This window comes from Mesorhizobium sp. M2E.F.Ca.ET.219.01.1.1, from assembly GCF_004016445.2.
Classification (GTDB): domain Bacteria; phylum Pseudomonadota; class Alphaproteobacteria; order Rhizobiales; family Rhizobiaceae; genus Mesorhizobium.
In genome coordinates this window covers 1,090,655-1,111,585 of the sequence record NZ_SADT02000002.1, presented here as the reverse complement: position 1 = coordinate 1,111,585, position 20,931 = coordinate 1,090,655, and the positions used below count along the sequence as shown (strand labels likewise).

At 63.7% G+C, this 20,931-nt stretch carries 29 protein-coding genes; 15 read left to right on the top strand and 14 right to left on the bottom strand.

Annotated features, from left to right (window positions below):
• Positions 1–9: 9 nt before the first annotated feature.
• From EN862_RS16070 to EN862_RS16060, 3 genes are all read left to right on the top strand, one after another.
• Entirely contained in the window at positions 10–432 is a 423-nt protein-coding gene (locus EN862_RS16070) for an EF-hand domain-containing protein (RefSeq protein ID WP_127865264.1), read from the top strand.
• A 31-nt stretch (positions 433–463) separates the two neighbouring features.
• Complete coding sequence (locus EN862_RS16065; RefSeq protein WP_127865263.1) at positions 464–886, top strand: BA14K family protein; 423 nt, start codon at positions 464–466, stop codon at positions 884–886.
• 293 nt (positions 887–1,179) lie between these two features.
• Positions 1,180–2,181: an aldo/keto reductase gene (locus EN862_RS16060; protein WP_127865262.1), complete on the top strand. Its 1,002-nt coding sequence runs from the start codon at positions 1,180–1,182 to the stop codon at positions 2,179–2,181.
• An 18-nt stretch (positions 2,182–2,199) separates the two neighbouring features.
• On the opposite strand, the gene EN862_RS16055 is transcribed toward EN862_RS16060, so the two are convergent.
• The 3 genes from EN862_RS16055 to EN862_RS16040 all read right to left on the bottom strand — a co-directional run bounded on the left by EN862_RS16055 (position 2,200) and on the right by EN862_RS16040 (position 4,557).
• Positions 2,200–2,427, bottom strand: coding sequence for a hypothetical protein (locus EN862_RS16055; RefSeq protein ID WP_127865261.1), 228 nt, complete (start codon positions 2,425–2,427; stop codon positions 2,200–2,202).
• 108 nt (positions 2,428–2,535) lie between these two features.
• Positions 2,536–3,165, bottom strand: coding sequence for a glutathione S-transferase family protein (locus tag EN862_RS16050; RefSeq protein ID WP_127865260.1), 630 nt, complete (start codon positions 3,163–3,165; stop codon positions 2,536–2,538).
• 294 nt (positions 3,166–3,459) lie between these two features.
• Positions 3,460–4,557 (bottom strand): NAD(P)/FAD-dependent oxidoreductase, encoded by a 1,098-nt coding sequence (locus tag EN862_RS16040; protein WP_127865259.1) that lies wholly within the window; start codon positions 4,555–4,557, stop codon positions 3,460–3,462.
• A gap of 235 nt (positions 4,558–4,792) precedes the next feature.
• On the opposite strand from EN862_RS16040, the gene EN862_RS16035 reads away from it, so the two are divergent.
• Complete coding sequence (locus tag EN862_RS16035; protein WP_127865258.1) at positions 4,793–5,056, top strand: hypothetical protein; 264 nt, start codon at positions 4,793–4,795, stop codon at positions 5,054–5,056.
• Between the two features lie 295 nt (positions 5,057–5,351).
• Positions 5,352–5,711: a helix-turn-helix transcriptional regulator gene (locus EN862_RS16030; RefSeq protein WP_127865257.1), complete on the top strand. Its 360-nt coding sequence runs from the start codon at positions 5,352–5,354 to the stop codon at positions 5,709–5,711.
• A gap of 166 nt (positions 5,712–5,877) precedes the next feature.
• Here EN862_RS16030 and EN862_RS16025 read toward each other — a convergent pair whose 3' ends face one another.
• Both EN862_RS16025 and EN862_RS16020 read right to left on the bottom strand, forming a co-directional pair.
• Complete coding sequence (locus EN862_RS16025) at positions 5,878–6,099, bottom strand: hypothetical protein (protein WP_127865256.1); 222 nt, start codon at positions 6,097–6,099, stop codon at positions 5,878–5,880.
• Positions 6,100–6,133: 34 nt separating this feature from the next.
• Positions 6,134–6,943 carry an RNA ligase family protein gene (locus tag EN862_RS16020; protein WP_246693050.1) on the bottom strand — a complete coding sequence of 270 codons (810 nt, stop codon included), beginning with the start codon at positions 6,941–6,943 and terminating at the stop codon, positions 6,134–6,136.
• A 111-nt stretch (positions 6,944–7,054) separates the two neighbouring features.
• Between EN862_RS16020 and EN862_RS16015 the strand changes: the two genes are divergently transcribed.
• Complete coding sequence (locus tag EN862_RS16015) at positions 7,055–7,279, top strand: hypothetical protein (RefSeq protein ID WP_127865485.1); 225 nt, start codon at positions 7,055–7,057, stop codon at positions 7,277–7,279.
• Between the two features lie 22 nt (positions 7,280–7,301).
• Here EN862_RS16015 and EN862_RS16010 read toward each other — a convergent pair whose 3' ends face one another.
• Positions 7,302–7,547 carry a hypothetical protein gene (locus EN862_RS16010; protein ID WP_127865254.1) on the bottom strand — a complete coding sequence of 82 codons (246 nt, stop codon included), beginning with the start codon at positions 7,545–7,547 and terminating at the stop codon, positions 7,302–7,304.
• Between the two features lie 93 nt (positions 7,548–7,640).
• On the opposite strand from EN862_RS16010, the gene EN862_RS16005 reads away from it, so the two are divergent.
• The 3 genes from EN862_RS16005 (at position 7,641) to EN862_RS15995 (ending at position 8,541) form a co-directional block, all read left to right on the top strand.
• A complete protein-coding gene (locus EN862_RS16005) occupies positions 7,641–7,832 on the top strand; it encodes a hypothetical protein (protein ID WP_127875259.1) in 192 nt (63 codons plus the stop codon).
• Between the two features lie 48 nt (positions 7,833–7,880).
• Entirely contained in the window at positions 7,881–8,120 is a 240-nt protein-coding gene (locus EN862_RS16000; RefSeq protein WP_127875258.1) for a hypothetical protein, read from the top strand.
• Between the two features lie 124 nt (positions 8,121–8,244).
• Positions 8,245–8,541 carry a hypothetical protein gene (locus tag EN862_RS15995; protein WP_127865252.1) on the top strand — a complete coding sequence of 99 codons (297 nt, stop codon included), beginning with the start codon at positions 8,245–8,247 and terminating at the stop codon, positions 8,539–8,541.
• A gap of 116 nt (positions 8,542–8,657) precedes the next feature.
• Here the strand turns inward: EN862_RS15995 and EN862_RS15990 are convergent, their stop codons facing one another.
• The 3 genes from EN862_RS15990 to EN862_RS15975 form a co-directional block, all read right to left on the bottom strand.
• Positions 8,658–8,861 carry a KTSC domain-containing protein gene (locus EN862_RS15990; protein WP_127865251.1) on the bottom strand — a complete coding sequence of 68 codons (204 nt, stop codon included), beginning with the start codon at positions 8,859–8,861 and terminating at the stop codon, positions 8,658–8,660.
• Between the two features lie 92 nt (positions 8,862–8,953).
• Entirely contained in the window at positions 8,954–9,373 is a 420-nt protein-coding gene (locus EN862_RS15985; protein WP_189401199.1) for a thermonuclease family protein, read from the bottom strand.
• A gap of 208 nt (positions 9,374–9,581) precedes the next feature.
• On the bottom strand, positions 9,582–9,815 hold the full coding sequence (locus EN862_RS15975) for a hypothetical protein (RefSeq protein ID WP_127865249.1): 234 nt from the start codon (positions 9,813–9,815) through the stop codon (positions 9,582–9,584).
• A 174-nt stretch (positions 9,816–9,989) separates the two neighbouring features.
• On the opposite strand from EN862_RS15975, the gene EN862_RS15970 reads away from it, so the two are divergent.
• Complete coding sequence (locus EN862_RS15970) at positions 9,990–10,580, top strand: DUF922 domain-containing protein (protein WP_127865248.1); 591 nt, start codon at positions 9,990–9,992, stop codon at positions 10,578–10,580.
• Between the two features lie 97 nt (positions 10,581–10,677).
• Here EN862_RS15970 and EN862_RS15965 read toward each other — a convergent pair whose 3' ends face one another.
• Positions 10,678–12,099 (bottom strand): LuxR C-terminal-related transcriptional regulator, encoded by a 1,422-nt coding sequence (locus EN862_RS15965; RefSeq protein ID WP_127865247.1) that lies wholly within the window; start codon positions 12,097–12,099, stop codon positions 10,678–10,680.
• 165 nt (positions 12,100–12,264) lie between these two features.
• Here EN862_RS15965 and EN862_RS15960 point away from each other — a divergent pair, with 165 nt between their 5' ends.
• The 3 genes from EN862_RS15960 (at position 12,265) to EN862_RS15950 (ending at position 14,561) form a co-directional block, all read left to right on the top strand.
• Positions 12,265–12,519 (top strand): DUF1127 domain-containing protein, encoded by a 255-nt coding sequence (locus EN862_RS15960; protein WP_127865246.1) that lies wholly within the window; start codon positions 12,265–12,267, stop codon positions 12,517–12,519.
• A gap of 226 nt (positions 12,520–12,745) precedes the next feature.
• Positions 12,746–12,976, top strand: a complete 231-nt coding sequence (locus EN862_RS15955) for a hypothetical protein (protein WP_127865245.1) — start codon at positions 12,746–12,748, stop codon at positions 12,974–12,976.
• A 64-nt stretch (positions 12,977–13,040) separates the two neighbouring features.
• The gene (locus tag EN862_RS15950) at positions 13,041–14,561 is read left to right on the top strand and encodes a winged helix-turn-helix domain-containing protein (protein ID WP_189401196.1); all 1,521 of its coding nucleotides are present in this window, start codon (positions 13,041–13,043) and stop codon (positions 14,559–14,561) included.
• Positions 14,562–14,675: 114 nt separating this feature from the next.
• Here the strand turns inward: EN862_RS15950 and EN862_RS15945 are convergent, their stop codons facing one another.
• Complete coding sequence (locus tag EN862_RS15945) at positions 14,676–15,095, bottom strand: VOC family protein (RefSeq protein ID WP_127865243.1); 420 nt, start codon at positions 15,093–15,095, stop codon at positions 14,676–14,678.
• A 272-nt stretch (positions 15,096–15,367) separates the two neighbouring features.
• Between EN862_RS15945 and EN862_RS15940 the strand changes: the two genes are divergently transcribed.
• Both EN862_RS15940 and EN862_RS15935 read left to right on the top strand, forming a co-directional pair.
• Positions 15,368–16,576 carry an MFS transporter gene (locus EN862_RS15940; RefSeq protein ID WP_127865242.1) on the top strand — a complete coding sequence of 403 codons (1,209 nt, stop codon included), beginning with the start codon at positions 15,368–15,370 and terminating at the stop codon, positions 16,574–16,576.
• Positions 16,577–16,882: 306 nt separating this feature from the next.
• Positions 16,883–17,515, top strand: a complete 633-nt coding sequence (locus EN862_RS15935; RefSeq protein WP_245519600.1) for an ankyrin repeat domain-containing protein — start codon at positions 16,883–16,885, stop codon at positions 17,513–17,515.
• A 24-nt stretch (positions 17,516–17,539) separates the two neighbouring features.
• On the opposite strand, the gene EN862_RS15930 is transcribed toward EN862_RS15935, so the two are convergent.
• From EN862_RS15930 to EN862_RS15920, 3 genes are all read right to left on the bottom strand, one after another.
• Complete coding sequence (locus EN862_RS15930; RefSeq protein WP_095820724.1) at positions 17,540–17,836, bottom strand: DUF1330 domain-containing protein; 297 nt, start codon at positions 17,834–17,836, stop codon at positions 17,540–17,542.
• 63 nt (positions 17,837–17,899) lie between these two features.
• Positions 17,900–18,463 (bottom strand): GNAT family N-acetyltransferase, encoded by a 564-nt coding sequence (locus EN862_RS15925; RefSeq protein ID WP_127865240.1) that lies wholly within the window; start codon positions 18,461–18,463, stop codon positions 17,900–17,902.
• A gap of 58 nt (positions 18,464–18,521) precedes the next feature.
• A complete protein-coding gene (locus tag EN862_RS15920; protein ID WP_189401337.1) occupies positions 18,522–20,753 on the bottom strand; it encodes a cation:proton antiporter in 2,232 nt (743 codons plus the stop codon).
• Between the last annotated feature and the right edge of the window lie 178 nt (positions 20,754–20,931).

Below are 20,931 nucleotides of genomic sequence, written 5' to 3'. Positions count from 1 at the left end.
GAGACCCAGATGACCAAGATCGTGACCGCCCTCGCCGGGCTGCTTTTGTGCGGCTGCAGCGCGTTCGCCGCCGACACGGGCGCCCGGGAAGCGTTCCGGCGCATCGACACCAATGGCGACCGAAAGCTCGAATTCAGCGAGATCCAGGCAGCGCGGGCGCGGATGTTCGACCGGCTGGACGCCAACCACAACGGGGTGCTCGACCCCGACGAGGTGCGCGCGGCCGTGGCGCAGGTCAACTCGAAGCGCGACATCCAGGCCGCGCGCTTCGCGGGGCTGCAAGCCGAGGCGAGCCGCATGGACCGCAACGGCGACGGCAAAATCTCACGCGACGAATTCACGGCCGCCATTCCCGACCGCCTGCTGCAGGCGGACACCGATGGCGACGGCGCGCTTTCGATTTCCGAATTGCGGGCGCTGAAGCGCCCGTGATCCCCAGGACACGAGACAAAGGAGAGAGACGATGAAGTGGATATCGACGGCCTTATGCGGCCTGGTGCTCGGCGTATCGATGCTGGCCTCGCCGGCCGAAGCCGTCCCGATCGTGGCCGCCCCGGGTCAGGCATTCGTGACCAGCCAGGCGACGCCCATCTGGTACCGGCGCGGCTTCTACGTCGTCGGCGGCGCCTACTACTACAACGGCTTCAGGGGCTATTGGCGCATGCGGTCCGGCTATCGCTACTACAATGGCTATTGGTTCCCGGCCGCCGCCTTCGCGGCCGGCGTGGCGGCCGCCACGGTCGCGCCACCCCCGCCCCCCGCGGCGCGCCTGGCGGCCGCCCATGTGCGCTGGTGCTTTGACCGCTACCGCTCCTACCGCGCCTGGGACAACAGCTACCAGCCTTATGATGGCCCTCGCCAGCAGTGCCGGTCGCCGTATGGTTGAGCCGGGCGCGGCGTGGATTGTGGGTGCATGAAAAAGCGCGTCGCGCCGAAACAAGTTCGGGCGACGCGTTGAAGGCCTTTGTCCAAACGTCGGTGTGGGTGGTTCCGCCGGGTCCCCGTGGAGTCGGCGGAACCACCCGCCCGCCTTGTGTCCTTCCCAAGACGGGCCGACTATACGGCGCCGTCTTGCGGTTTCCTTGACCTGGATCAAGCGCTGCCGGCCCGGCGCTGGACGTGTCCTGTCTCCGCCCTATAATTTCGCGAGCGCTGATCTTTCGCGGGAGACAAGGACTTATGAGCCTCGGCAGACACAAACTCGGCAGCCAGGGGCTCGAAGTCTCGGCCATCGGCCTTGGCTGCATGGGCATGAGCCAGTCCTACGGCCCGGCCGACGAACAGGAATCGATCGCGACGATCCACCGGGCGATCGAGCTCGGCTGCACCTTTCTCGACACGGCCGAGGTCTATGGACCTTTCGTCAACGAGGAGTTGCTTGGACGCGCGCTGCAGGGCCGGCGCGACCAGGTCACGATCGCGACGAAATTCGGCTTCCGCATCGTCGATGGCAAGCAGTCCGGCACCGACAGCCGGCCCGAACACATCCGCGAGGTGGTCGACGCTTCGCTGAAGCGGCTCGCCACCGACCGCATCGACCTGCTTTACCAGCACCGCGTCGACCCCGCCGTGCCGATGGAGGATGTCGCCGGCACGGTCGGTGAGCTGGTGGCCGAGGGCAAGGTGCGCTTCTTCGGCCTGTCGGAAGCGGGCATTGCCAATATCCGCCGCGCGCATGCCGCGCATCCGGTCTCGGCGCTGCAGAGCGAATATTCGCTGTGGGAGCGCAACCTCGAGCCCGAGATCATACCGGCGCTGAAGGAGCTGGGCATCGGCCTGGTGCCGTTCGCGCCGCTCGGCCGCGGTTTCCTCGCCGGCGACGTCAAGCGCGCGGAAGACTATCCGCAGGGCGATTTCCGCCGCGGCGACCCGCGCTACCAGGGCGAGAATTTCGACTTGAATGTCGCCGCGGCAAGCACGGTGCGCGACATCGCCGACGCCAAGGGCGTGAAGCCTGGCCAGATCGCGATCGCCTGGCTACTCGCCAAGGGGCCGGACTTCGGCATCGACATCGTGCCGATCCCCGGCACCAAGCGGCGGACCTATCTGGAGGAAAATGTCGCGGCGGCGGACATCACGCTCGATGCGACCGAGATGCTGGGGCTCGACATGGCGCTGACGCCCGACAAGGTTTCCGGGCCAAGGTACAACGAGCGCACGATGTCGCTGGTGGACCGGTAGGGGCGGTTCTGAACGCCCCTACTTATTCTTGCAATCCGCCCTCGCCTCCATCGCTTTCCTCGCCTCGCCCTCGCTGGCGTATGTCTTCTTGTCGAGATCGACGACGAGCGTGCCATCCGGCTTCTTCGGCACGATCTCGCACTGCTTCGAGACCGCATCCCTGGCGACCCAATATTTCTCGGCTGCCATGGCGGGCAGGCTGACGATACCAGTGGCGAGGATTGCGATGGCGAGGGTGCGGACCATAGCGGACCTCCATGGCTCTGGTTGGAGCGCTGCGGCGGGCGCCGGATTGAGGCGACGCCGACATGCCGCTATTAGGAAACGCCCTGCCCGCCGCCGTGTTCCGGCGGCTCAGCCGCCCGAATGCGGATCGATGCTGTAGGGATGCACCGGATAGCCGGGCCCGATCGCCTCGCCTACCCTCTCCACCCAGGCTTTGACCGCCGGATAATCGGCGAACCAGAAGCCGCAATCCTCGGCGCGGTGGCTGTAGGCATAGACGGCGATGTCGGCGATGGTGAGCGTATCGCCGACCAGGAAACGCGTGTTCCGAAGACTGCGCTCCAGCGCGCCAAGCGCCCGCGCGCCCGCTTCGCGCTTGCCAGCAACCAGCGCCTGGTTGCGCTCCAGCCGGCCGGTCAGCGTCCAGAAGCGCAACGAGCCGATGACCGGCTCGACATAATACTGCTCGAAGAACAGCCACTGCATCACCTTGGCGCGGGCAAGCCGGTCCGCCGGAAGATAGGGCGTACCCTCGGCGACAAGAGTGAGGATCGCGTTGGACTCGGCGATCGCCTGGCCATTCTCCACGGCGAGCACCGGCACGGCGCCCGCCGGGTTGAGCTTCAGAAATGCCTCCGTGCGGCTCTCGCCCTCGAAGATCGAGACGATGCGGGTTTCGTAAGTGATGCCGAGCAGGCCGAGCAGGACGCGGACTTTCCAGGCGTTTTGCGACGGGAGATAATCGTAGAGCGTGAGCATGGCGCGGGTCCCCGGTTGGTAAGGTGGCTTCGCATGCGGGAAGAAACTAGCGCCACCCGATTCATGATTCAGCAAGGTCGGCGCGAGGCCCCCCTCTCTGCCCTGCCGGGCATCTCCCCCTCAAGGGGGGAGATTGGATGTCATGTATGCTTTCGCCAATCACCAGCGTCTACAGCGTTCTCAGGAAATGGCCGGTGCTGGAGTTGCTGATCTCCCCCCTTGCGGGGGAGATGTCCGGGAGGACAGAGAGGGGGGCGAAGGAACTCGGCCTATCATATTGACCGCAGATACCCCTCACCTCGCCGCAATATCCCTCGCCACCGCCTGCGCCTCGATGCCGATCTCGCGCAGCAGGCCGGTGACGGGGTTGTGGAAGCCGACGAGATAGACGCCCAATTCGCTTGCCCGCGCGTTCACGCCGCTCCTGCCCGGACTGAGCTCCTCCGGCAGGAGGGCGTCATAGGCAGGACGATAGCCTGTGGCGAAAATCGCAGCGTCGAATTTCTTCTCCACGCCATCGACGAATTTCACGCCGGCTCCGGTGAAGCTTGCGATGTCCGGCGCAATCCCGATCCTTCCCGCCTTGATCGCCGCCACCGTGCCGACATCGATCACCGGGATGCGGCCGGCATCGATGCCTTGCAGGATCCCTTGCTTTGGCCGCACGATGCCATATTTTTCGAGCCGGCCCAGTGCCAGGTCGAGAATCTTCGGGAACATCCAGTCATTGACCGACCGCGGCATTGTCCGGCTCGCGATGCCCACCATCTGGATGGGCACACCGAAAAGCTGGCGCGGCACGATGTGGACGCCCTTGCGCACAGAGATGGTCGGGTGGGCGCCGCTCTCGGCAAGATCGAGCGCGATCTCCGCGCCCGTATTGCCCATGCCGACGATCAGCACGTTTTTGCCGACATAGGGGGCCGCTTCGGTGTAGGCGGCGCTGTGCAGCACCTTGCCCTTGAAATCCTCGATACCCGGGAAATCCGGCATGATCGGCTGGGCGTTGTTGCCGGTGGCGACAACGATCCTGAGGGCGCTGAACAGCCCGGCATCGGTCTGCACCAGCAGGCGATCGCCCTCGCGGCGGATGGATTTGACCGTGACGCCGAAGCGCGGCTCAAGGCGGAAGCGCTCGGCATAGGCATCGAGATAGGCCACCACTTTTTCGCGCGGAACGTAGCGCGGATGGCTCTTCGGGAACGGCGCGAAAGGCAGGGAGGAGAAGGATTTCACCGTGTGCAGATGCAGCCGCCGGTAATGCCGCCGCCAGGAGGGCGCAACCTCGCCGGCCTTTTCGAGGATCACGAAATCGACGCCCGCCTGTTTGAGGCAGGCCGCGACGGCGAGCCCGGCAGGGCCGGCGCCGACAATGACGACATTGGTCTCCAAACGCCTTTTTCCTCCCGCCAAAGCGGCAAAAGCTATGACGGGAGGGGTTGGAGGGGCAAGTAGGGAGAAGCACCTATGCTTGACAGCGTGGGGCGGAACGGAGCGCCGGCGCCTTATATTCCCCCCAGGCGGTTCGACCGAACGCGGAACTCTCGGGCCTCTTAGGGAACTGTTTCCAGTCCTCACGAGTTTTGTCGCCGGCGGATCGCGGGTGACTCATAGATTGAGGATGGTCATGCAACAGGTCGGCGAGTCCAACAGCCCAGTTCAGTCCCTCGATGAGATGGAGCAGCAAACCATCACGCGCATTGAGGAAGCTGAGGAACTCATAGAGGAGAACCGCCGACTCATAGAGCGGTCCCGAGAGATCCTTGCGAGCGCGGCAGAGCTGCCTGCAGCGGCGGGCAAGGCAAAGCAACCGGACTTGAAAGCTGCTCGTGCCAAGACTTTTACGGACAAGCCGTCTTCCGCTGCTCCGGCGTCAAAGCCAGGTTCGTGAATTGCAAATTCCGATCGTCGCGGCCGGCAGAGCGGCTTTCGTGGCAATAGATGATCTTCAGCAATCCCAGTGAAGGCAGGGCTGATCCGGCCCGAAGGGGCCGGTCTGCGATTTTGCCGTGACACTCGATCGCAGACCGGTGTCCACTCCTGGGTAGAAATGGAACGGGCCCGATACTGACGCATCGCCACCAAGACCGCGATGTCAAATGTTAAAACCTGTAGCCGTGTTGCCCACCTGACTTGGTTGTAAAATCGGCCTGGAACATTTTAGCGAGATTGAATGTTCCAGACGTATGGACAGCCGACATGAACTCTCCGCAGAACAGGTCAGACTCGCCCGGGCCCTTTTGAACTGGTCGCGGGTGCGACTTGCTGCCAAGGCCAACCTCAGCGAAGCAACGATCAGCGGAATCGAAAACGGCCTAAAGAACACCCGGCCCAGCAGTGTGCTTGCTGTGCGGCTGGCTTTAGAGGCTGGGGGAATTGTCTTTGCGCCGGACGGGCGCGCTTCAATAGTGGATCCGAAAGGCCAGATCACTGCCGACAACAGAACGTGGCGCCGACGGCTGGCGGACCGCTCCTTGACTCGCGACCGATCCGAGGGGCGATCGCAAATGAGAGCCGTGGCTCGAAAGAAAGACCCGCCGACCTAAGCCGACGGGTCATCTTCCCTCAAACTGCTGTGCGCCCCTTTCCCCGGATGGTCCGCCCGAACCCAGGAAGCCCCGCACAAGCCTTTCCTAATGGAATTTCAGGTAAAGGACTGTAGCTTGGCGGCAACAGCTAGCGCGACTCATGAGGCAACGACCGCGATGCCGCTTACGACATGTGTGAGCGGCCCAGAGGCAGCCGTGACAGCGAAACAAGCTCTTCCTCATCCTCGATGCCGGCCATGAAGTTCGCGAGGATTCGGGACGCCAGAGCCTCACGTTCATCGGCAGTCTGCTCTTCATATTTCAGGCGGTCGAACACCCTTGCCAGGAACTCCAATTCTTGAGGCTCGAAAATACCGGCGTCCTGTGCCTTCTGGCGGATTGGCATCGCAGTAACTCCACCTACTTTTCCCGAAAATCCTTCAGCGAGGATGGCGCAACGTCTCCTCGCCCTTGAGGAACTTCACCCGTCCGACCAGGCCCGGCTTCAGCCATTCCGCCTTCTGCTTTGCCAATCCCTTTGGAGGCGGAGCACCAGCTTTGCCCTGCACGCGATCCCAGAGAGCCTTTCGTTTGTCGGCTTTGAACGTCACGAAGGCGCCGCCCATATAGCGGCCCTCATGGGCCATCAGCACCATGGCAGGCTTCCCGGCCTCTCGCTGCACGCCGATGATGTCCATTTCGGCTTCGACGTAGCACTTGATTTTCCGCCAGTTCATGGTCGCGCCAGAGCGATAGACACTGTCGAGGCGCTTCGAAACGATGCCTTCCAGGTTTGTCTCGCACGCCAGGTGGTAAACGGCGTCGCCAGCACCAGGCAAAGCTTCTGAGAACTGGATATGCCCGCCGGCCGGTATGAGCGCCTGTAGCACCTCCCTGCGATCCTGGAGCGGCATATCAAGCAAATCATGGCCATTGAGGTTCAAGAGGTCGAAGGCAACGAGATAGAGATCCTGAGGCCGCCGCGTAATGGCCGAGCGAAGCGCATCGAAGTTGGACAGGCCCTTTTCGTTGAGCACAATCATCTCGCCTTCGATGATGAAGCTTTCGGCCCTCAGTCCTTCGGCTTCGTTGGCGATCGGCTTGTACTTCGCGGTCCAATCAATGCCTGACTTTGTGAAGATGCGAACGCCTTCATCATCCTTGATAAGCTGCGTTCTGTACCCGTCGAATTTGATCTCGTGCGACCAGCCCTCGCCTGCCGGCGGCTGGTCGACAAGCTCCGGCTCCATCGGTCTGATGAAAGAGAGACGCAACGCACAACCCCAACACAACGCAATTCAAGGCGCCAGCCGCTGCCTTGGTTCCGGAACATTTTAGCAAAATTGAATGTTTATTTGGTTATGAAGAACGATCCTGAATGCCGCGCCGCGCTGCGCATGATCCGAGCGACGATCGAGGAGCACTGCCCGCCAGGCGTGCTAATGAGCGAGGAGCAGGTGAACGGGCATTATGGCCCCTCGGTGCTCGACGAGGCCGAGGCATTGTCGGTTGCGATTGTTGCCACGGTCGAGCGGCTGAGCTTTGAGCCCCGAGAGATACCACCAGCACCAAGCATCAAAACTTAGCCAAAATACGCGGCTGGCTCAGTCAACCCTTGCTGGGGCCGGGGTAGCGCGCGTTCCTCAGAAGGTCGTCCGTTCGGATGAGCAGGCTTTTGTGGGCTATGTGGGTCTCTTGGACGGCTTCAAACACTTTTAGCAATTCTTCTGCTGTTTTGGTTTTAGAGCCATAGGCGCGGAGCCTCGCGACAACTTTGCGCTGGTGCTCGATGTGGCGCATACCGTTAACGATGTGCCGATCAACGGTCGCCAGTTCGGTTTCATCATCTGCCATGTAGCTAAACTAACGTGGGTTAATGCCAGCGCCAACCTCATATGATGGAGGATGAGGGCGGGGGCAAAGTTCGATTAAACGCCTTGGAATTGGATGAAAACCTACCGGGTCGAAGAGATGGCTGGCGAGACGCCAGTATCCCATTACACCGTGATCGCAACCACGCCATGGGAGGCCGCGACGATAGGCACCAAGAGAGAGGTCAAGGCTCGCAGCGACGAACGTCTATGGGTTCGCGTCACCGAAGAGGGCAAGCAAGCGGTTTTCAGGTATACGTTCAAATAGCCCTCGCCGGACAAGCGGAACCAGCAATATTAAGGCGCGTTCTGCCCGATGACACTTGCGGATGACATCGCCATGTCGGCCCGGCACGTCCGGCTGGGAGAGCGTCATTTGACCCGCCAACACCAACTTATCGCTCAGCTTGATCATGACGGCCACTCGACCGTCGATGCCATCGAGTTCCTGCATCTGCTCGAAGAGGTGCAAATGCTGCACCGCGTGCATCTATCGCGGCTACAGCGTAAGGCCTGTGGAGAGAAATTTCAGGCTCCGGCGCCCAGCCGCGAATAACATTCTTGCCCCGCGCCCAGGATGGCCCTCAAAGGCGCCGAATCTATTCGTGGGTTAAGTCGCAACCGCTGCGAAACAAAGCGATGGAGCGAACGTTGTTCTGCTGTTCAACAAGGCTAGCGGCATGCCCATTTTTTATTTCCACGTCGACAACGGCGAATTCAACCCCGATGACGAAGGCGTCGATCTCCCCGATCTCGATGCCGCGCGCCAGGAAGCAGTGCGCGCAGCCAGCGAGATGATAAACGACAGCAAGAGGTCTTTCTGGGAGCATATGACCCCTTGGATCATGAATGTCACGGATGATCGAAATCGGCTTCTGTTCACTCTCCAGTTCGCTGCAAAGGTGCCATCAGGAGAGGCCCTTTACATTCCGCGAGAGCGCGAAACAAAAAACCCGCCGGCCGAAGCCAGCGGGTGAGAGGTGGTTGGGCTCGGACCCGCCAGGACCGAGCGACCAATCATGTGCACAGGACGGGTCGAGGCCGCGCCCACAAATGTTAAAGGGGTCAGGTCAAGCCTGCCTGATATGGACGCTTAGTCCGGAACGCGGCGATACGGGAAATGATTTCGAATGTGGTCGTTGAAAAAGCGACCCTTGACGAATGCCGACCGGAAAGCTGCAAAGGTCTCAGGAGGCACCCCCTCAAAATCGTAGCGCTTGCCGCTGGCCACGAACCACACAGAGAGGATCCTGCTGGTCGGATCGTACTCTGTCTTCTTTATCGAGGTGGACGGCAATGGCGCACCTTGCGAGTTTGCATTCGCAAACGCCGGGGCGCGGCCTTTGTTTCAGGGATGTGAACGTATACGCTTCCCGTGCGCGCTAGCTGCTATCGCCGCTTGACAAAGCTCCCTGCCCACAAGTTGCGTCTGGCAATGCGGGCTTCTTGCTCCTCGGCAAGGTATCGAGTGTCGGCTACCGCCAATCCGTGTTTCACCAGATCCCGCCCGAGATCGATGCCTCCCACGAAGCAGACGCCGACGTCGTCGTTGTAACCGTCCTTGCCCTCGATGATGCAGGATACATCGCCTGAGGCAATAAGATGTTGGATGTGGTCACGCGCATACTTGCCGCAGGGCCAGATCTTTTCAGCGGCATCAAAACACACCTGCGAAAGTTCGGGGGCATCAAAACCGAGCAACTGAATTCGTTTTTTGTCGTGCCACAGCGTGTCGCCATCCTCAGCAGACCAATGCTCTGCCGCCGACACAGGGCCACAGGTGAGCACGAAGGCAAGGGTGAGGATCAACCTACACATGGCCGTGCTAAACGCACCCCCCTACGGGCAGTGGCACCGGTGCGTCGGCGAGTGTTCTAAGATAGGCGATCACGTTCAACCGATCGGCCTCATCAGGCACGCCGCGCCGATAAGGAGAAAGCTACACCCGATAGGCGCTCGCTTCCAGCATATATTAGCGATGACTAATGAGTATAATGGCCTCGACGACACCCGCGCCCTAGTCTGCCGCGCGCGGCACCTCGGGCTCGTCCTCCGGCGGTTCGAGGATCTCGATCAGTTTCGCCACGCGGGCGCCAGGCATGGCGTGACCTTCATTGACCAGCGCCTCGTCGGCGCCGATCCAGGCGAAGGCCTCGCGCAGTTCCTCGAGGCTTGCGCCGGTGAGCGCGATGTCGGCAATGACGGCCTCGTCGACCGGTCCAAGCACGGAAATGATCTCGTTGCGGGTCATCTTGTCCTCCCCCATCGGTTGGGATGATTGCCCGAGGAAACGGATGACGGGCGGAGCGGGTTCCGCCGCGGCCTCTCGTAGTCTCCTTCCTCGAAGGACGGATTGCCCGCGCGCTTTGATCTCGCGCGAGACAACCGCTATGCACCTCATGGACGAAATCCCATCGAGTCCTTCATGAAATTCGCCATCCTGCTTTGCGCCTTGCTCCTTGCCTCCCCTGCCCAGGCAGACTGGAAGCCCATCGAGAGGATCGACACCTATGCCGTGTCGGGCCAGAGCGCGGAGCAGGTTTATCTGTCGATCGGCGAGAAGGGTCCGGTGGTCGGCGCGGCCGGCAGCGGGCGGCGCGTCATCGCGCATACTTTCTTCAAGCTGACCTGGCAGCGCGACTACCAGCCGCAAGGCAGCGCCTGCGTGCTGAAGTCGGCGCGGCCGAAGCTGATCATCACCTACACGCTGCCGAAGCCGGCCGGAAAGCTGGACCCTGCCTTGCAGGCGCGCTGGGACAGGTTCGCCGCCGGGCTGATCGCGCATGAGAAGGTGCATGGCGCCGGCATCATCGACATGGTCGACAGGATCGTCGCCTTCAGCACCGGCCTCACCGCCGAGAACGATCCCGGCTGCAAGAAGGTCAGGGCGGAACTGACGGCCTATCTCGACCAGCTCTCCAGGGCGCAGCGCCAGGGCAGCCGCGACTTCGACACGAAAGAGTTCGGTCAGGACGGCAACATGCTGAAGCTGATCGCGGCGTTTCTGGGTGGCTAGCGCAATTCCAGGAAAAGCGTGTGACGGTTTCCGTCTGCAATTGCGAAAATACAAGGGGTTAGAGCGGTTCGCCGTTTCCGTGACACGGTGAAACGCTCTAGCGGATCGCCACCAGCTTCGCCGCGTCGCGGATCGCGCGCACGGCGTCCGGATTGACGACGGGATAGCCCGCTATGAAGCCCTCGACGGAGAAATCCGGGAAATCGGCATTCAGCCTGGCGCCGAAGCCAGCCGCCTCGGCGTCCTCGCCGGCCGCCGCATGGGCGAGCGCTTGAAACATCAGCACGTTGGTGGAATCCGGTGTGCTTCTGCGCAGCGCGGCGATGGCTTCCCGGTAGCGGCCGGCCACGAACAGGATGCGACCCTGCATGCCGAAATACCAAGGCGGAGCGAGCGGGTTGAGCTGCATTGCGCGCTCCATCAGCGGGATCGCCTCCGCCGGATCGCCGGCGACCAGCGCCCTGCTGCCTGCAAGCAGCGCCAGCGTGTCCGCCTGGTTGGAGCCGTATTCGAAGGCGCGACGATAGCAGCGCTCCGCCGCCGCCAAATCTCCGAGGCAGCCCATGGCATCGCCAAGGCAAACATGCACCGCGCTGTCTGTCGGATCGAGTTGCAGGGCATTCTCGACCGCCATCCGCCATTTCTCGGCTGCCGCCTTTGGTTCACCGCCGAACCCGTTACAGGACTGGATCGAGTAGGCGTAGCCGAGTTCGAGCCAGGCCTTGGCCAAGGTCGGGTCGAGCTCAAGCGCGCGGGTGAACAGGCGGATGGCTTCCGCATTTCCTTCGCGGCTGAATTTGTTGTGTTGTTCCACGCCGAGCAGATAAAGGTCATAGGCGCGCAGGCTGGCCGGCTGCTTGCGGCGGATGGCATTGCGGCCGGCCGTGGCGATGGCGCCGAAACAGCCGGCGAGCGCGTTGACAACGCTGTCGGTCAGCCCGTCCTGCAGCGCAAACAGGTTCTCGACCGGACGCTCGAAACGCTCACTCCACAGCCTGAGGCCGGAAGCCGCATCCGCGAGTTCGACGGTCAGACGCACACGTGTGTCGTCGGCGCGCAGTTGCCCCGACACGAGGTAGGCGGCGCCCAGCGCCTTGCCGTCGGCGGCGAAATCAGCGGGCTTGCTGCCCAGCGACTTCATGGTGTGGAAAGCAATGACGGGAATTCCGGCATAGCGGGCGAGATCGATCGTGATGTCTGACGACAGACCTTCGGCGAACCGACGCCAGCTTTCATCGCCGCTCAAACATTCGATCGGAAACACGGCGAGCACCGGCGAGGCGTCGGGCGACGCTGCCGCAGGCGCCGTATCGGCGACGGTGCTGATACGCCGCGCGAGCGCGACCTTGTTGCTAACGCCAAGCTTCTCATAGATCGCCGCAAGATGCGTGCGCACGGTGGACGGTGCTATGAAAAGGACCTGGCCGATCTCGCGATAGGTCATGCCGGCGGCGAACCTCTCCGCCACCGCGCGCTCGCGGTCCGACAACGCCTCCGAGCTCGTCACGATGCGGTTCATGCCCTGTCCTGCCAGCGGACATAGATGCGTTCAATCGTAGAACCATCAAAATACTACAAATGCAGGACCCAAAACACTGCATGCGGCCGATGGTTCGGCAGATCGTGAAGGTTCAGGCTCCCCCTATGCCTTCACAGGGCAGCGCTTCAAACAAGGGAGCCGACCATGAAAACGATGCTGGACACTATATCCGGATTCTACGGCGCTGTGCGGCTCGATCTCAGCGAGCCGCGGGCGGACGCCAACCTGGCCGAGCACCGGCCCGGCCTGTTCGACCTGCTGTCGGCATGGGAGGAGCGGGCGCGGTTTCGTCACGAGCTTGCGATCATGGCGCGCGAGACACCGCATCTCATCGGCGATATCGGCCTGACGATGGACCAGGTGCGCGATGAGCTCGCCAAGCCCTTGTGGCGCCGCTAGAGCAATTCCAGGAAAAGCGTGTGACGGTTTTCCGTCCGCAATAGCAAAAAAACAAGGAGATAGAGCGGTTCGCCGTTTTTGTGATTTTTGTGAAACGGTGAAACGCTCTAGCCGGAACGGATTCAGCGAAAAATCAGGATTGTTTCAGGACAAACGGACACCCTCGGGACGATGATGGCGTTCATGGGGCGGCACATGGCGCTGACGCCAGGCTCGGAGGTCGATCATGCATGCGAGGACTGACACATCATTTGCACCGACGTCGCTGTCGCGGGGTGAAGCGCTGAGCATGCTTTCCGCGGGGATCGCGGGCCCCTGCTGCGGCGAGGCCAACGAGATGCTGGCCTGGCTTTCCCTGCTGCCGCTCAACGAGACCGCGCCTGGCGAGGCTCGCGTCGAACCGAACGCCGGGCGCCGCCGTTCATGGCTTGGCCTGCTCGGCATCTTTCTGGCTTGACCTTGCCGGGATTTGCCCCTCCCAATGAACCCTGCGCAATCAGGCGTGTCGATGGGGCAAGGGCTTGGCGCTACGGATTGGCGGCGCTGTTCTCGATCTTGACCGGGGTACGCTCCGGCGCGACGGCGAGATTGTGCCCATCCGGCCAAAAACCCTGGAGCTGCTCGCTTTCCTGACGCGCAATCCGGGACGGGTGCTGAGCAAGGACGAGCTGATGCAGGCAGTCTGGCCGGGCATCATCGTCACCGAGGACTCGCTCACCCAATCGATCCGCGACGCGCGCAAATCGATCGGCGACGAGGCGCAGGCGCTGATCCGCACGGTGCCGCGCCGGGGCTACCTGTTCCAGCCGCAGATCGAGGCGGCACCGGCGCTCGCCGGCGCCATGGCTGCTGCCCGGGCGGAGCCGATGGTGGCTATCTTGCCGTTCCAGGTCGATCCGGTCGACGGCACCGCCAAGGCGTTGTTCGACGGCGCGGTGGAGGAAATCACCAACGCGCTCTCCTACTTCAAGACCGTCGCCGTGCTGGCGCGTCATTCGGCCTTCGCTTTGGCCGAGCATTCGCGCGAGGACATCCGGACGACCGCCGAGCGCTTCGGAGCCGACTACGTCGCCGAAGGCAGCGTCGAGACTTCCGAAGCGGAATACAGCGCACGCGTGGTGCTTACCGAGACGGCGTCCGGGCGACGCGTCTGGGGCCAGACCTTCACCTTCGCCAAAGGCGAGATCTTCACGTTCCAGACGATGGTGGCGCAACGCATCGTGACGGCGTTGGTCGCCAACATCGAAAGCGCGGTGATGCGGCGCGGCCTGCCCGCGGCTGCGGCCAATGTCGAAGCCTATCTGCATTTCCTGCGGGGGAAGGAGCTGCTGCGCAGCTATGGCGAACGGGTCAACCAGGATGCGCGCGAGCATTTCCTCAAGGCGATCGAACTCGATCCTCGTTCTGGCCTGGCGAACGCCTATCTGGCGCTTGCAGATGTCATCATCGGCGGCTACGCCGATGCGCCGCGCGCCGTGCTCGACCAGGCGCGTGATCGCGCGCTGCACGCAATCGCGCTCAGCCCCGACGAGGCGCGGTGCCACCGGATGCTGGCGCTAATCCTGCTCTACCGAGGCCGCGACGAATACGACGCCGCCGAGAAACATTTCGCCAGGGCGCTCGATCTCAATCCCTATGACGCCGACACGCTGGCCCAAACTGGATTCTTCCGGGCGCTGCGCGGCGACGGCGAGGCTGGGCTCGCGCTGCTCGACAAGGCCGTCCAGCTCAATCCGATGCATCCGACCTGGTACTATTACGACCGGGGCGAAGCCCTGCTGGCGCTCGGGCGGTATCAGGAAGCGGCCGCGTCCTTCTCCTGTCTGCCCCGCAAGAGCGCCTGGCAATGGGCGCGGCTGGCCGCATGCCACGCATTTGCCAGCGACCACGGGAAGGCGCTGGCCTGCGTCATGGAAGGTCGCGCCCTGGAGCCAGACCTCACCATCGCCCAGATCGTCCAGGACATGCGCATGGAACGCGAAGAGGATCGCGAACGACTCCGTCGCGGGCTCGAACTCGCCGGCTGGGACACGGCCATCTAAAGCGCGTCGCGATCCTTCGGATTCGCTCCATGCGCTTTAGGTCTTTGATTTTACGCATGTCTTTATCCCGAAACCGGTTCCCACTTTCGGGAGACATGCTTTAAGCATGTCCGGCTAGAAACTGATCTCCACCGCCGCGGCGCTTCGCCTGGCCTCGCCATGGAACACCGCCTCGATGTTGTTGCCGTCGGGATCGAGCAGGAAGCAGGCATAGTAGCCGGGATGGTAATGGCGCTCGCCCGGCGCGCCATTGTCCTTGCCGCCGGCGGCGAGCCCGGCCTTGTAGAAGGCATCGACCATGTCGCGGTCCTTCGCCTGGAAAGCGAGATGATGGCGGCCGGTCAGCACGCCGAGCGCGGCGCGGCTGTCGGCGCTGGAGACGAACAAGTCATCGGCCCAGAAATAGTCCTGCGCCTCGCCGCCGATCGGAATGCCCAGCACCTCGAACAGGGCGGCGTAGAAACGCCGGCTGGCCGCAAGGTCGCGCACCACGAGCTGGATGTGGTCGATGAGCCGGCCGCGATAGAGTTCCATGGGTGACGTCTCCTGGATGCTGCGGCTCAATCTAGAAGGGTCCCCAGCCCGGTCAATGCGGGGTCTTGCAGGCTGCTGACAGTTGGAGCCGCCGACGGGGCAGCGCTCCCAACGTGATCGGCGGTCGCCGCCCCTAGAAAAATCCGGATAAAAAATGCAACCAGATTGTAGGATCGCCTCGCACCCTGGCGTCCTCCGGACGCAAGCGGCCCGGTGAAACTGGAAAAACCGCGCCGCATCAAACAGGATGCCTTACGGCATGGAGAAGAACCATGAACCATTCCTATCGTTGGGTCATCGTCGCGGCTGGCGCGCTGATGACCTGCGTGGCGCTCGGCGCCATGTTCTCGCTGGCGATCTTTCTGGAGCCGATATCGCTCGACACCAACTGGTCGCGCACCGGCATTTCCAGCGCCATGACGTTGAACTTCCTGGTGATGGGCCTCGGCGGCTTTGCCTGGGGCTCGATCTATGACCGGGTCGGCGCGCGGCCCGTCGTGCTTGCGGGCGCGGTGCTGCTCGGCCTTTCGCTGGTGGTGGCGAGCCGCGCCACCTCGCTCATCGTCTTCCAGCTCAGCTACGGCATCATCGTCGGGCTGGCGGCCAGCGCCTTCTTCGCGCCGATGATCGCGCTCACCACCGCCTGGTTCGACACCAACCGCAGCCTCGCCGTGTCGCTGGTCTCGGCCGGCATGGGCGTGGCGCCGATGACCATCTCGCCCTTCGCGCGCTGGCTAATCACCGCCTATGACTGGCGCACCGCCATGTTCGATATCGGCGTCATGGCCTGGGTGCTGCTTTTGCCCGCCGTCTTGCTGGTGCGCCAGCCGCCCGTCGCGACCGCTGCCACCGGCGGCACGCCGGCGCCGGCCGCCGACGATCCCGGCATGAGCGTCGGCCAGGCGCTGCGCTCGCCGCAATTCATCGTGCTGGGTCTCACCTTCTTCGCCTGCTGCGCGGCGCATTCGGGCCCGATCTTCCACATGGTGAGCTACGCCATGTCCTGCGGCGTGGCGCCGATGGCGGCCGTATCGATCTACAGCGTCGAGGGCCTGGCCGGCCTTGGCGGGCGCGTGCTCTACGGCGTGCTCGCCGACCGGCTGGGCGTCAAGCCGGTTCTGGTCGCCGGTCTCGCCATCCAGGGGCTGGTGATCGCCGCCTATCTCACCGTCGGCCGGATCGAGCAGTTCTACCTTCTGGCCGTCATCTTCGGCGCCACCTATGGCGGCGTGATGCCGCTCTACGCGGTGCTGGCGCGTGAATATTTCGGCCTGCGCATCATCGGCACGGTGCTTGGCGCCGCGACGCTGCTGTCCAGCCTCGGCATGTCGCTCGGGCCGCTCGCCGGCGGCATGATCTACGACGCCACCGCGAGCTACCACTGGCTGTTCATCGGCTCGGCGCTGATCGGGCTGGGTGCTGCCGGCATCGCCATCGCCTTCCCGCCGCAGCCCAGCCGGCAGAAGCTGCAGATGGCGTGAGAGAAACCTGGTTCCTCGCCCCCATGAAATGGGGGAGAGGTGGCTCGGCGAAGCCGAGACGGAGAGGGGAGCGCCCTACGAAGACCCCCTCTCCGTCCGCTTCGCGGACACCTCTCTCCCGCCTTTGGCGGGGCGAGGAAGCCAAGCCTTGAGATGCCGGCGAATAGCGCTTCTTCCGCCCCGGCCGCATCTCGCTACGCTTCATCGAATGCGAAATTCGTTGCCCGATGCCGGCGAGTGTGAAACGCTTCGCAAGTCAGGCTGGCCGCGCGCCGGCGCGATCCATCGTCCAGGAGCATTGCGGTGATGGCAAGCTTGGAAGCCGAAGACGCCAGAAATTGGTCCAACCTGCTGACCGCAGCCGAGAAAGGCGACGCCGCGTCCGTACGTGCCGAACTCGCGACGGGGGCGGACATCAACCAGACCGACGAAGGCGGCTGGACGGCGCTGCATCTTGCCGCCCACAATGGCCACCTGGCCGCGCTCGAGGCGCTGATCGCCGAGCCGACGATCGACGTCAATTCCAGGAACAAATGGAAGAGCACGCCCTTGAGCCTTGCCGCGGCCAAGGGTCACTACGACTGCATCCAGGCGCTGGTGCGACACCCTCAGATCGATATCGACGCGCGCGCCGATTACTATGGCCGCACGGCGTTGATCGAAGCGGCAAGGAACGGGCATCTCGATGCCGTCACGCTGCTGGTCGAGCATGGCGCGGACGTCAATGCGGCCGACAAGACAGGGCGAAACAGCGCCCTCATCGAAGCCATCAAAGGGCGGCACTTCGCGGTTGCGCAGTATCTGCTTGAGACCAGGAAGGTGAACTTCCTCAACAAGGACATGCGGCTCAACGCGCTGATCTGGGCCGGCAGCACCCGCAACAGCGAGCTCATCGAGAAACTCGACGCCACGATCCACGCGTTTTTCGAAGGCAAGTGAACCGCAGCCGTCAGGCTTGGACCGTCAGGCGGGCGCCACCCCTTCCAAGGCGATGATGCGTGTGTGGGCGCAGCGGAAACGGATTTGCTTCAGCCTCTCATACTCCGGTGAGTCGTACCACGCGGTGATCGCAGCCATGTCGGGAAACTCGATTATGACCAGGCGGTGCGGCTCCCAGTCGCCTTCAAGCACCCGCGTCGCGCCGCCCCGCGCGAGATAGCGCCCGCCATAGCGGGCCTCGGTCGCCGGGACTTCGCGTCTGTACTCGTCGAACATGGCCATGTCGGTGATATCGACATCGGCAATCAGATAGGCGGCCATCGTCGTTCTCCCGTTCTGATCGTTCCTTCCCAATATATATTAGTAAATACTCATATATATGCTTCAGCCCCGGGCCGCTACCCACTTCTCAACCACCCAGTGGTGCTTGCCGATCTGGCGGTTGCGGCTGAAACCTTGGCGCTCGAACATCGCCAGCGTGCCGTTATGCAGGAAGGCGCCGGCGACCTTGCGGCCTGAGGTGTCCTCGGGATAGCTCTCCACCCTGCCGCCGCCGAGGCGGGCGATCTCGGCCAATGCGCCCCCGAGGGCTGCGGCCGCCACACCCTCGCCGCGGCGTCCTTTGTCGATGAAGAAGCAGGTGATGCGCCAGTCGGGCAACGCCGTCAGCCCTTCCTCATATGCGCGCCGGTGCTTGATACGCGGCAATTCGCCGGTCGAGCCGAACTGGCACCAGCCGACGCAGGCCGAACCATCGAAGACAAGCGCGGCATGCGCGCTGCCGTCGCGCACCCGCGCCTCCTTTGCGTCGCGGTTGCCCGCCGCGCCTGCGGCCTTGGCGTGGAAGGCCATGCACCAGCAGCCGCCCCAAACGCCATTATGCCGCTCGACCAGCGCGGCAAAATCCGGCCAGGTTGTCATGTCGAGAGGTTTTGTGCTGAAGCCCATCGGCGCCTCCTTGCGCAAGATAACTGGTCCGGGCCCACTTTGAAGCGAGGCTCTCCCTTCACCCGGTCCCCGCCCCCGAACGCACCGCCTCGCGCTCGCTCTCGTCGCGTTGCACCCGCTCGTCGGAGATCAGCATCACCGGGCATGGGCTGCGCCGCAGGACGGCCGTCGTCGTCTCGCCGAAGATGAGCTCCTCGCCCTGGCGCCGCGCCACACCCATGACGATCAAGGACACGTTGCGGCCAGCCTGGCGGGCGATGGCGTCGGCGGCCGCGGCCCTGGAGCGGATGGCGGTCTCGATCTCGACCCCGTAGCGGTCGGCAAGTGTGACGATGTCCTTCAGCACCGCTTCCCGGCGACGATGCGAGACGGTGTCGCGCGGCTCCTCTCGGCCGGTGCGCGCGACATAGAGCATCTTGACCGGCGCGCCGGTGACGGCAGCTATCGCGAGCGCCAGCTCGGCGCCGCGGCGGGCAACCGCCGTGCCGTTGACCGGCACCAGTATCTTGCCCGATCCGGGACCGAGTTTCGGCATCTGGCGGCCGGCGCTCGCCGGCTTCAGCACCAGGCAAAGCGGCCCGTCGAAGGCGCCGGCGACTTCGTTCAACCGGTGCGAGAAGCCGCCCTTGGCGGTGACGGCGCGGCCGAGGCCGACAAGCAGCATGCCGTAGCCCTTGCGCGCCTCCCTGGCGACCGCCTCAGCCGAAAGCTCCTCATGCTGGCGGCGGGTGACAGGCGCTTCGCGCACCGGCTCCTCGTCGCCCTCCTTGGCCGCCTCGCGGCTGTCCTCCGCGCCCTTCTCGATTTCCTCCAGATGCAGGCCCTCGGCCGGCTCGGCATCGGTCTCGCCGCTGGAATGCAGCACCGTCGTCGGCTTGCCGGCGCCGATGACCCCGGCGAGATAGGCGGCGAAGCGACCGACGACGCCCTCGTCGACCACCACCAGAAGCCGCTCCAGATTGGCGACGAAGCCGCGCTGATCGATTTCCTCGCGCTCCAGGCGCTTCTTCTCGTTGTCCCCGATCGGCAGGCGACGCAGCGCCCAGCGCAATGTGGGCGGCATGGCCAGCGTGGTGACGACGGCCATGGTGAGGATCATGGTGAAAAGCGTGTGCGACAGCACGCCCATCGACAGGCCGATCGAGGCGACGATGACCTCCGTCGAGCCACGCGCGTTCATGCCGCAGCCAACAGCGATGCCTTCGGCGCGGCTCATGCCCGCCACCTCGGCGCCGATGAAGGCACCGCCGAACTTGCCGATCGAGGCGATCACCACCAGAGCCACGGTGAGCAGCGCCAGTTGCGGATCGACCAGCACAGTGAGATCGGCCGACAGTCCGGCGACGCCGAAGAACACCGGCATGAAAAGAGCCGTGATGACACCGCGCAACTGCCCTTCGATATGGCGCGACAGGATCGGCGATTCACCCACCAATATGCCGGCGACGAAAGCGCCGAGCACGGTGTGCACGCCGATCAGATCGGTAATCAGGGCCATCACGCCCATGATGGCGAGGATGACGGTGACCACCGCATATTCCGAGCGGAAGGTGTCGTTGGTCCAGCGGATGGCGTCGAAGACGATGCGGCGGCCCACCGTGAAGGAAAACGCCATGAAGAGGGCGACGCCGGCGATGGTGAAGGTCAGGTTGGCGATCTCGATCCGCCCCTTGGTGGCAATGCCGATGGTGATGGCGACGACCACCCAGCCGATCGTGTCCTCGATGATGGCCGAGGAGACGATGATCTGGCCGAGGTCGCGGCGCATGAAGTTCATGTCGCGCACCACCATGGCGACGATCTTGACCGAGGAGATGGAGAGCGCGGTGCCGAGGAACAGCCCGGCGACGATGCGCTCGCCGCCGGCGGCAAGCAGCGTGTCGGGCATGAACTGCGCGGCGATGAAACCGAGCGCGAAGGGCGCGGCGACGCCGGCCGCCGAAATGGAAAAGCAGGCGCGGCCGACACGGCGCACGAGCCTTAGATCCGTCTCCATGCCGGTGAGCAGAAGCAGCATCAGAACGCCGAGCTGGGCGATGGCGTTGATCATCGATTTCTGCGACGGGTCGCCGGCGAAGATCAGCCGCTCGGCCGCCGGCCAGACCCAGCCGAGCAGCGAAGGCCCGAGCAGGATGCCGCCGATCAGCTGCCCCATCACCGCCGGCTGTCCCAGCGCTTCCAGCACCTCGCCGATGCCGCGGCCGACAACCAGGAGCAGGATCAGCTCGGCGACGAAAACGCCTTCCGAGGACATGCCGGTCTTCTCGGCGGCGAAGGCGACGGCGGGCATCAAGGCGAGCGCCACCGCTGCAAGCGCAATCCAAACCGACGGCGGCCGGCGCCGATTGAGTATGTTGGACAAGATGCCCCCTCATTCCTCGCTTCGGCATAACGGTCTGGCGGGAGGATCGGTTGCACGGGCCCATGCCAGCCGTTCCTCGCCCCCATGAAATGGGGGAGAGGTGGCT

Bases quoted from the DNA above. Each gene is read 5' to 3' on its own strand.
- EN862_RS16070 (WP_127865264.1), top strand. From the start codon at position 10: ATGACCAAGATCGTGACCGCCCTCGCCGGGCTGCTTTTGTGCGGCTGC.
- EN862_RS16065 (WP_127865263.1), top strand. From the start codon at position 464: ATGAAGTGGATATCGACGGCCTTATGCGGCCTGGTGCTCGGCGTATCG.
- EN862_RS16060 (WP_127865262.1), top strand. From the start codon at position 1,180: ATGAGCCTCGGCAGACACAAACTCGGCAGCCAGGGGCTCGAAGTCTCG.
- EN862_RS16055 (WP_127865261.1), bottom strand. From the start codon at position 2,427: ATGGTCCGCACCCTCGCCATCGCAATCCTCGCCACTGGTATCGTCAGC.
- EN862_RS16050 (WP_127865260.1), bottom strand. From the start codon at position 3,165: ATGCTCACGCTCTACGATTATCTCCCGTCGCAAAACGCCTGGAAAGTC.
- EN862_RS16035 (WP_127865258.1), top strand. From the start codon at position 4,793: ATGCAACAGGTCGGCGAGTCCAACAGCCCAGTTCAGTCCCTCGATGAG.
- EN862_RS16030 (WP_127865257.1), top strand. From the start codon at position 5,352: ATGGACAGCCGACATGAACTCTCCGCAGAACAGGTCAGACTCGCCCGG.
- EN862_RS16025 (WP_127865256.1), bottom strand. From the start codon at position 6,099: ATGCCAATCCGCCAGAAGGCACAGGACGCCGGTATTTTCGAGCCTCAA.
- EN862_RS16020 (WP_246693050.1), bottom strand. From the start codon at position 6,943: ATGGAGCCGGAGCTTGTCGACCAGCCGCCGGCAGGCGAGGGCTGGTCG.
- EN862_RS16015 (WP_127865485.1), top strand. From the start codon at position 7,055: ATGAAGAACGATCCTGAATGCCGCGCCGCGCTGCGCATGATCCGAGCG.
- EN862_RS16010 (WP_127865254.1), bottom strand. From the start codon at position 7,547: ATGGCAGATGATGAAACCGAACTGGCGACCGTTGATCGGCACATCGTT.
- EN862_RS16005 (WP_127875259.1), top strand. From the start codon at position 7,641: ATGAAAACCTACCGGGTCGAAGAGATGGCTGGCGAGACGCCAGTATCC.
- EN862_RS16000 (WP_127875258.1), top strand. From the start codon at position 7,881: ATGACACTTGCGGATGACATCGCCATGTCGGCCCGGCACGTCCGGCTG.
- EN862_RS15995 (WP_127865252.1), top strand. From the start codon at position 8,245: ATGCCCATTTTTTATTTCCACGTCGACAACGGCGAATTCAACCCCGAT.
- EN862_RS15975 (WP_127865249.1), bottom strand. From the start codon at position 9,815: ATGACCCGCAACGAGATCATTTCCGTGCTTGGACCGGTCGACGAGGCC.
- EN862_RS15970 (WP_127865248.1), top strand. From the start codon at position 9,990: ATGAAATTCGCCATCCTGCTTTGCGCCTTGCTCCTTGCCTCCCCTGCC.
- EN862_RS15965 (WP_127865247.1), bottom strand. From the start codon at position 12,099: ATGAACCGCATCGTGACGAGCTCGGAGGCGTTGTCGGACCGCGAGCGC.
- EN862_RS15960 (WP_127865246.1), top strand. From the start codon at position 12,265: ATGAAAACGATGCTGGACACTATATCCGGATTCTACGGCGCTGTGCGG.
- EN862_RS15955 (WP_127865245.1), top strand. From the start codon at position 12,746: ATGCATGCGAGGACTGACACATCATTTGCACCGACGTCGCTGTCGCGG.
- EN862_RS15945 (WP_127865243.1), bottom strand. From the start codon at position 15,095: ATGGAACTCTATCGCGGCCGGCTCATCGACCACATCCAGCTCGTGGTG.
- EN862_RS15940 (WP_127865242.1), top strand. From the start codon at position 15,368: ATGAACCATTCCTATCGTTGGGTCATCGTCGCGGCTGGCGCGCTGATG.
- EN862_RS15935 (WP_245519600.1), top strand. From the start codon at position 16,883: ATGGCAAGCTTGGAAGCCGAAGACGCCAGAAATTGGTCCAACCTGCTG.
- EN862_RS15930 (WP_095820724.1), bottom strand. From the start codon at position 17,836: ATGGCCGCCTATCTGATTGCCGATGTCGATATCACCGACATGGCCATG.
- EN862_RS15925 (WP_127865240.1), bottom strand. From the start codon at position 18,463: ATGGGCTTCAGCACAAAACCTCTCGACATGACAACCTGGCCGGATTTT.
- EN862_RS15920 (WP_189401337.1), bottom strand. From the start codon at position 20,753: ATGCCCGCCGTCGCCTTCGCCGCCGAGAAGACCGGCATGTCCTCGGAA.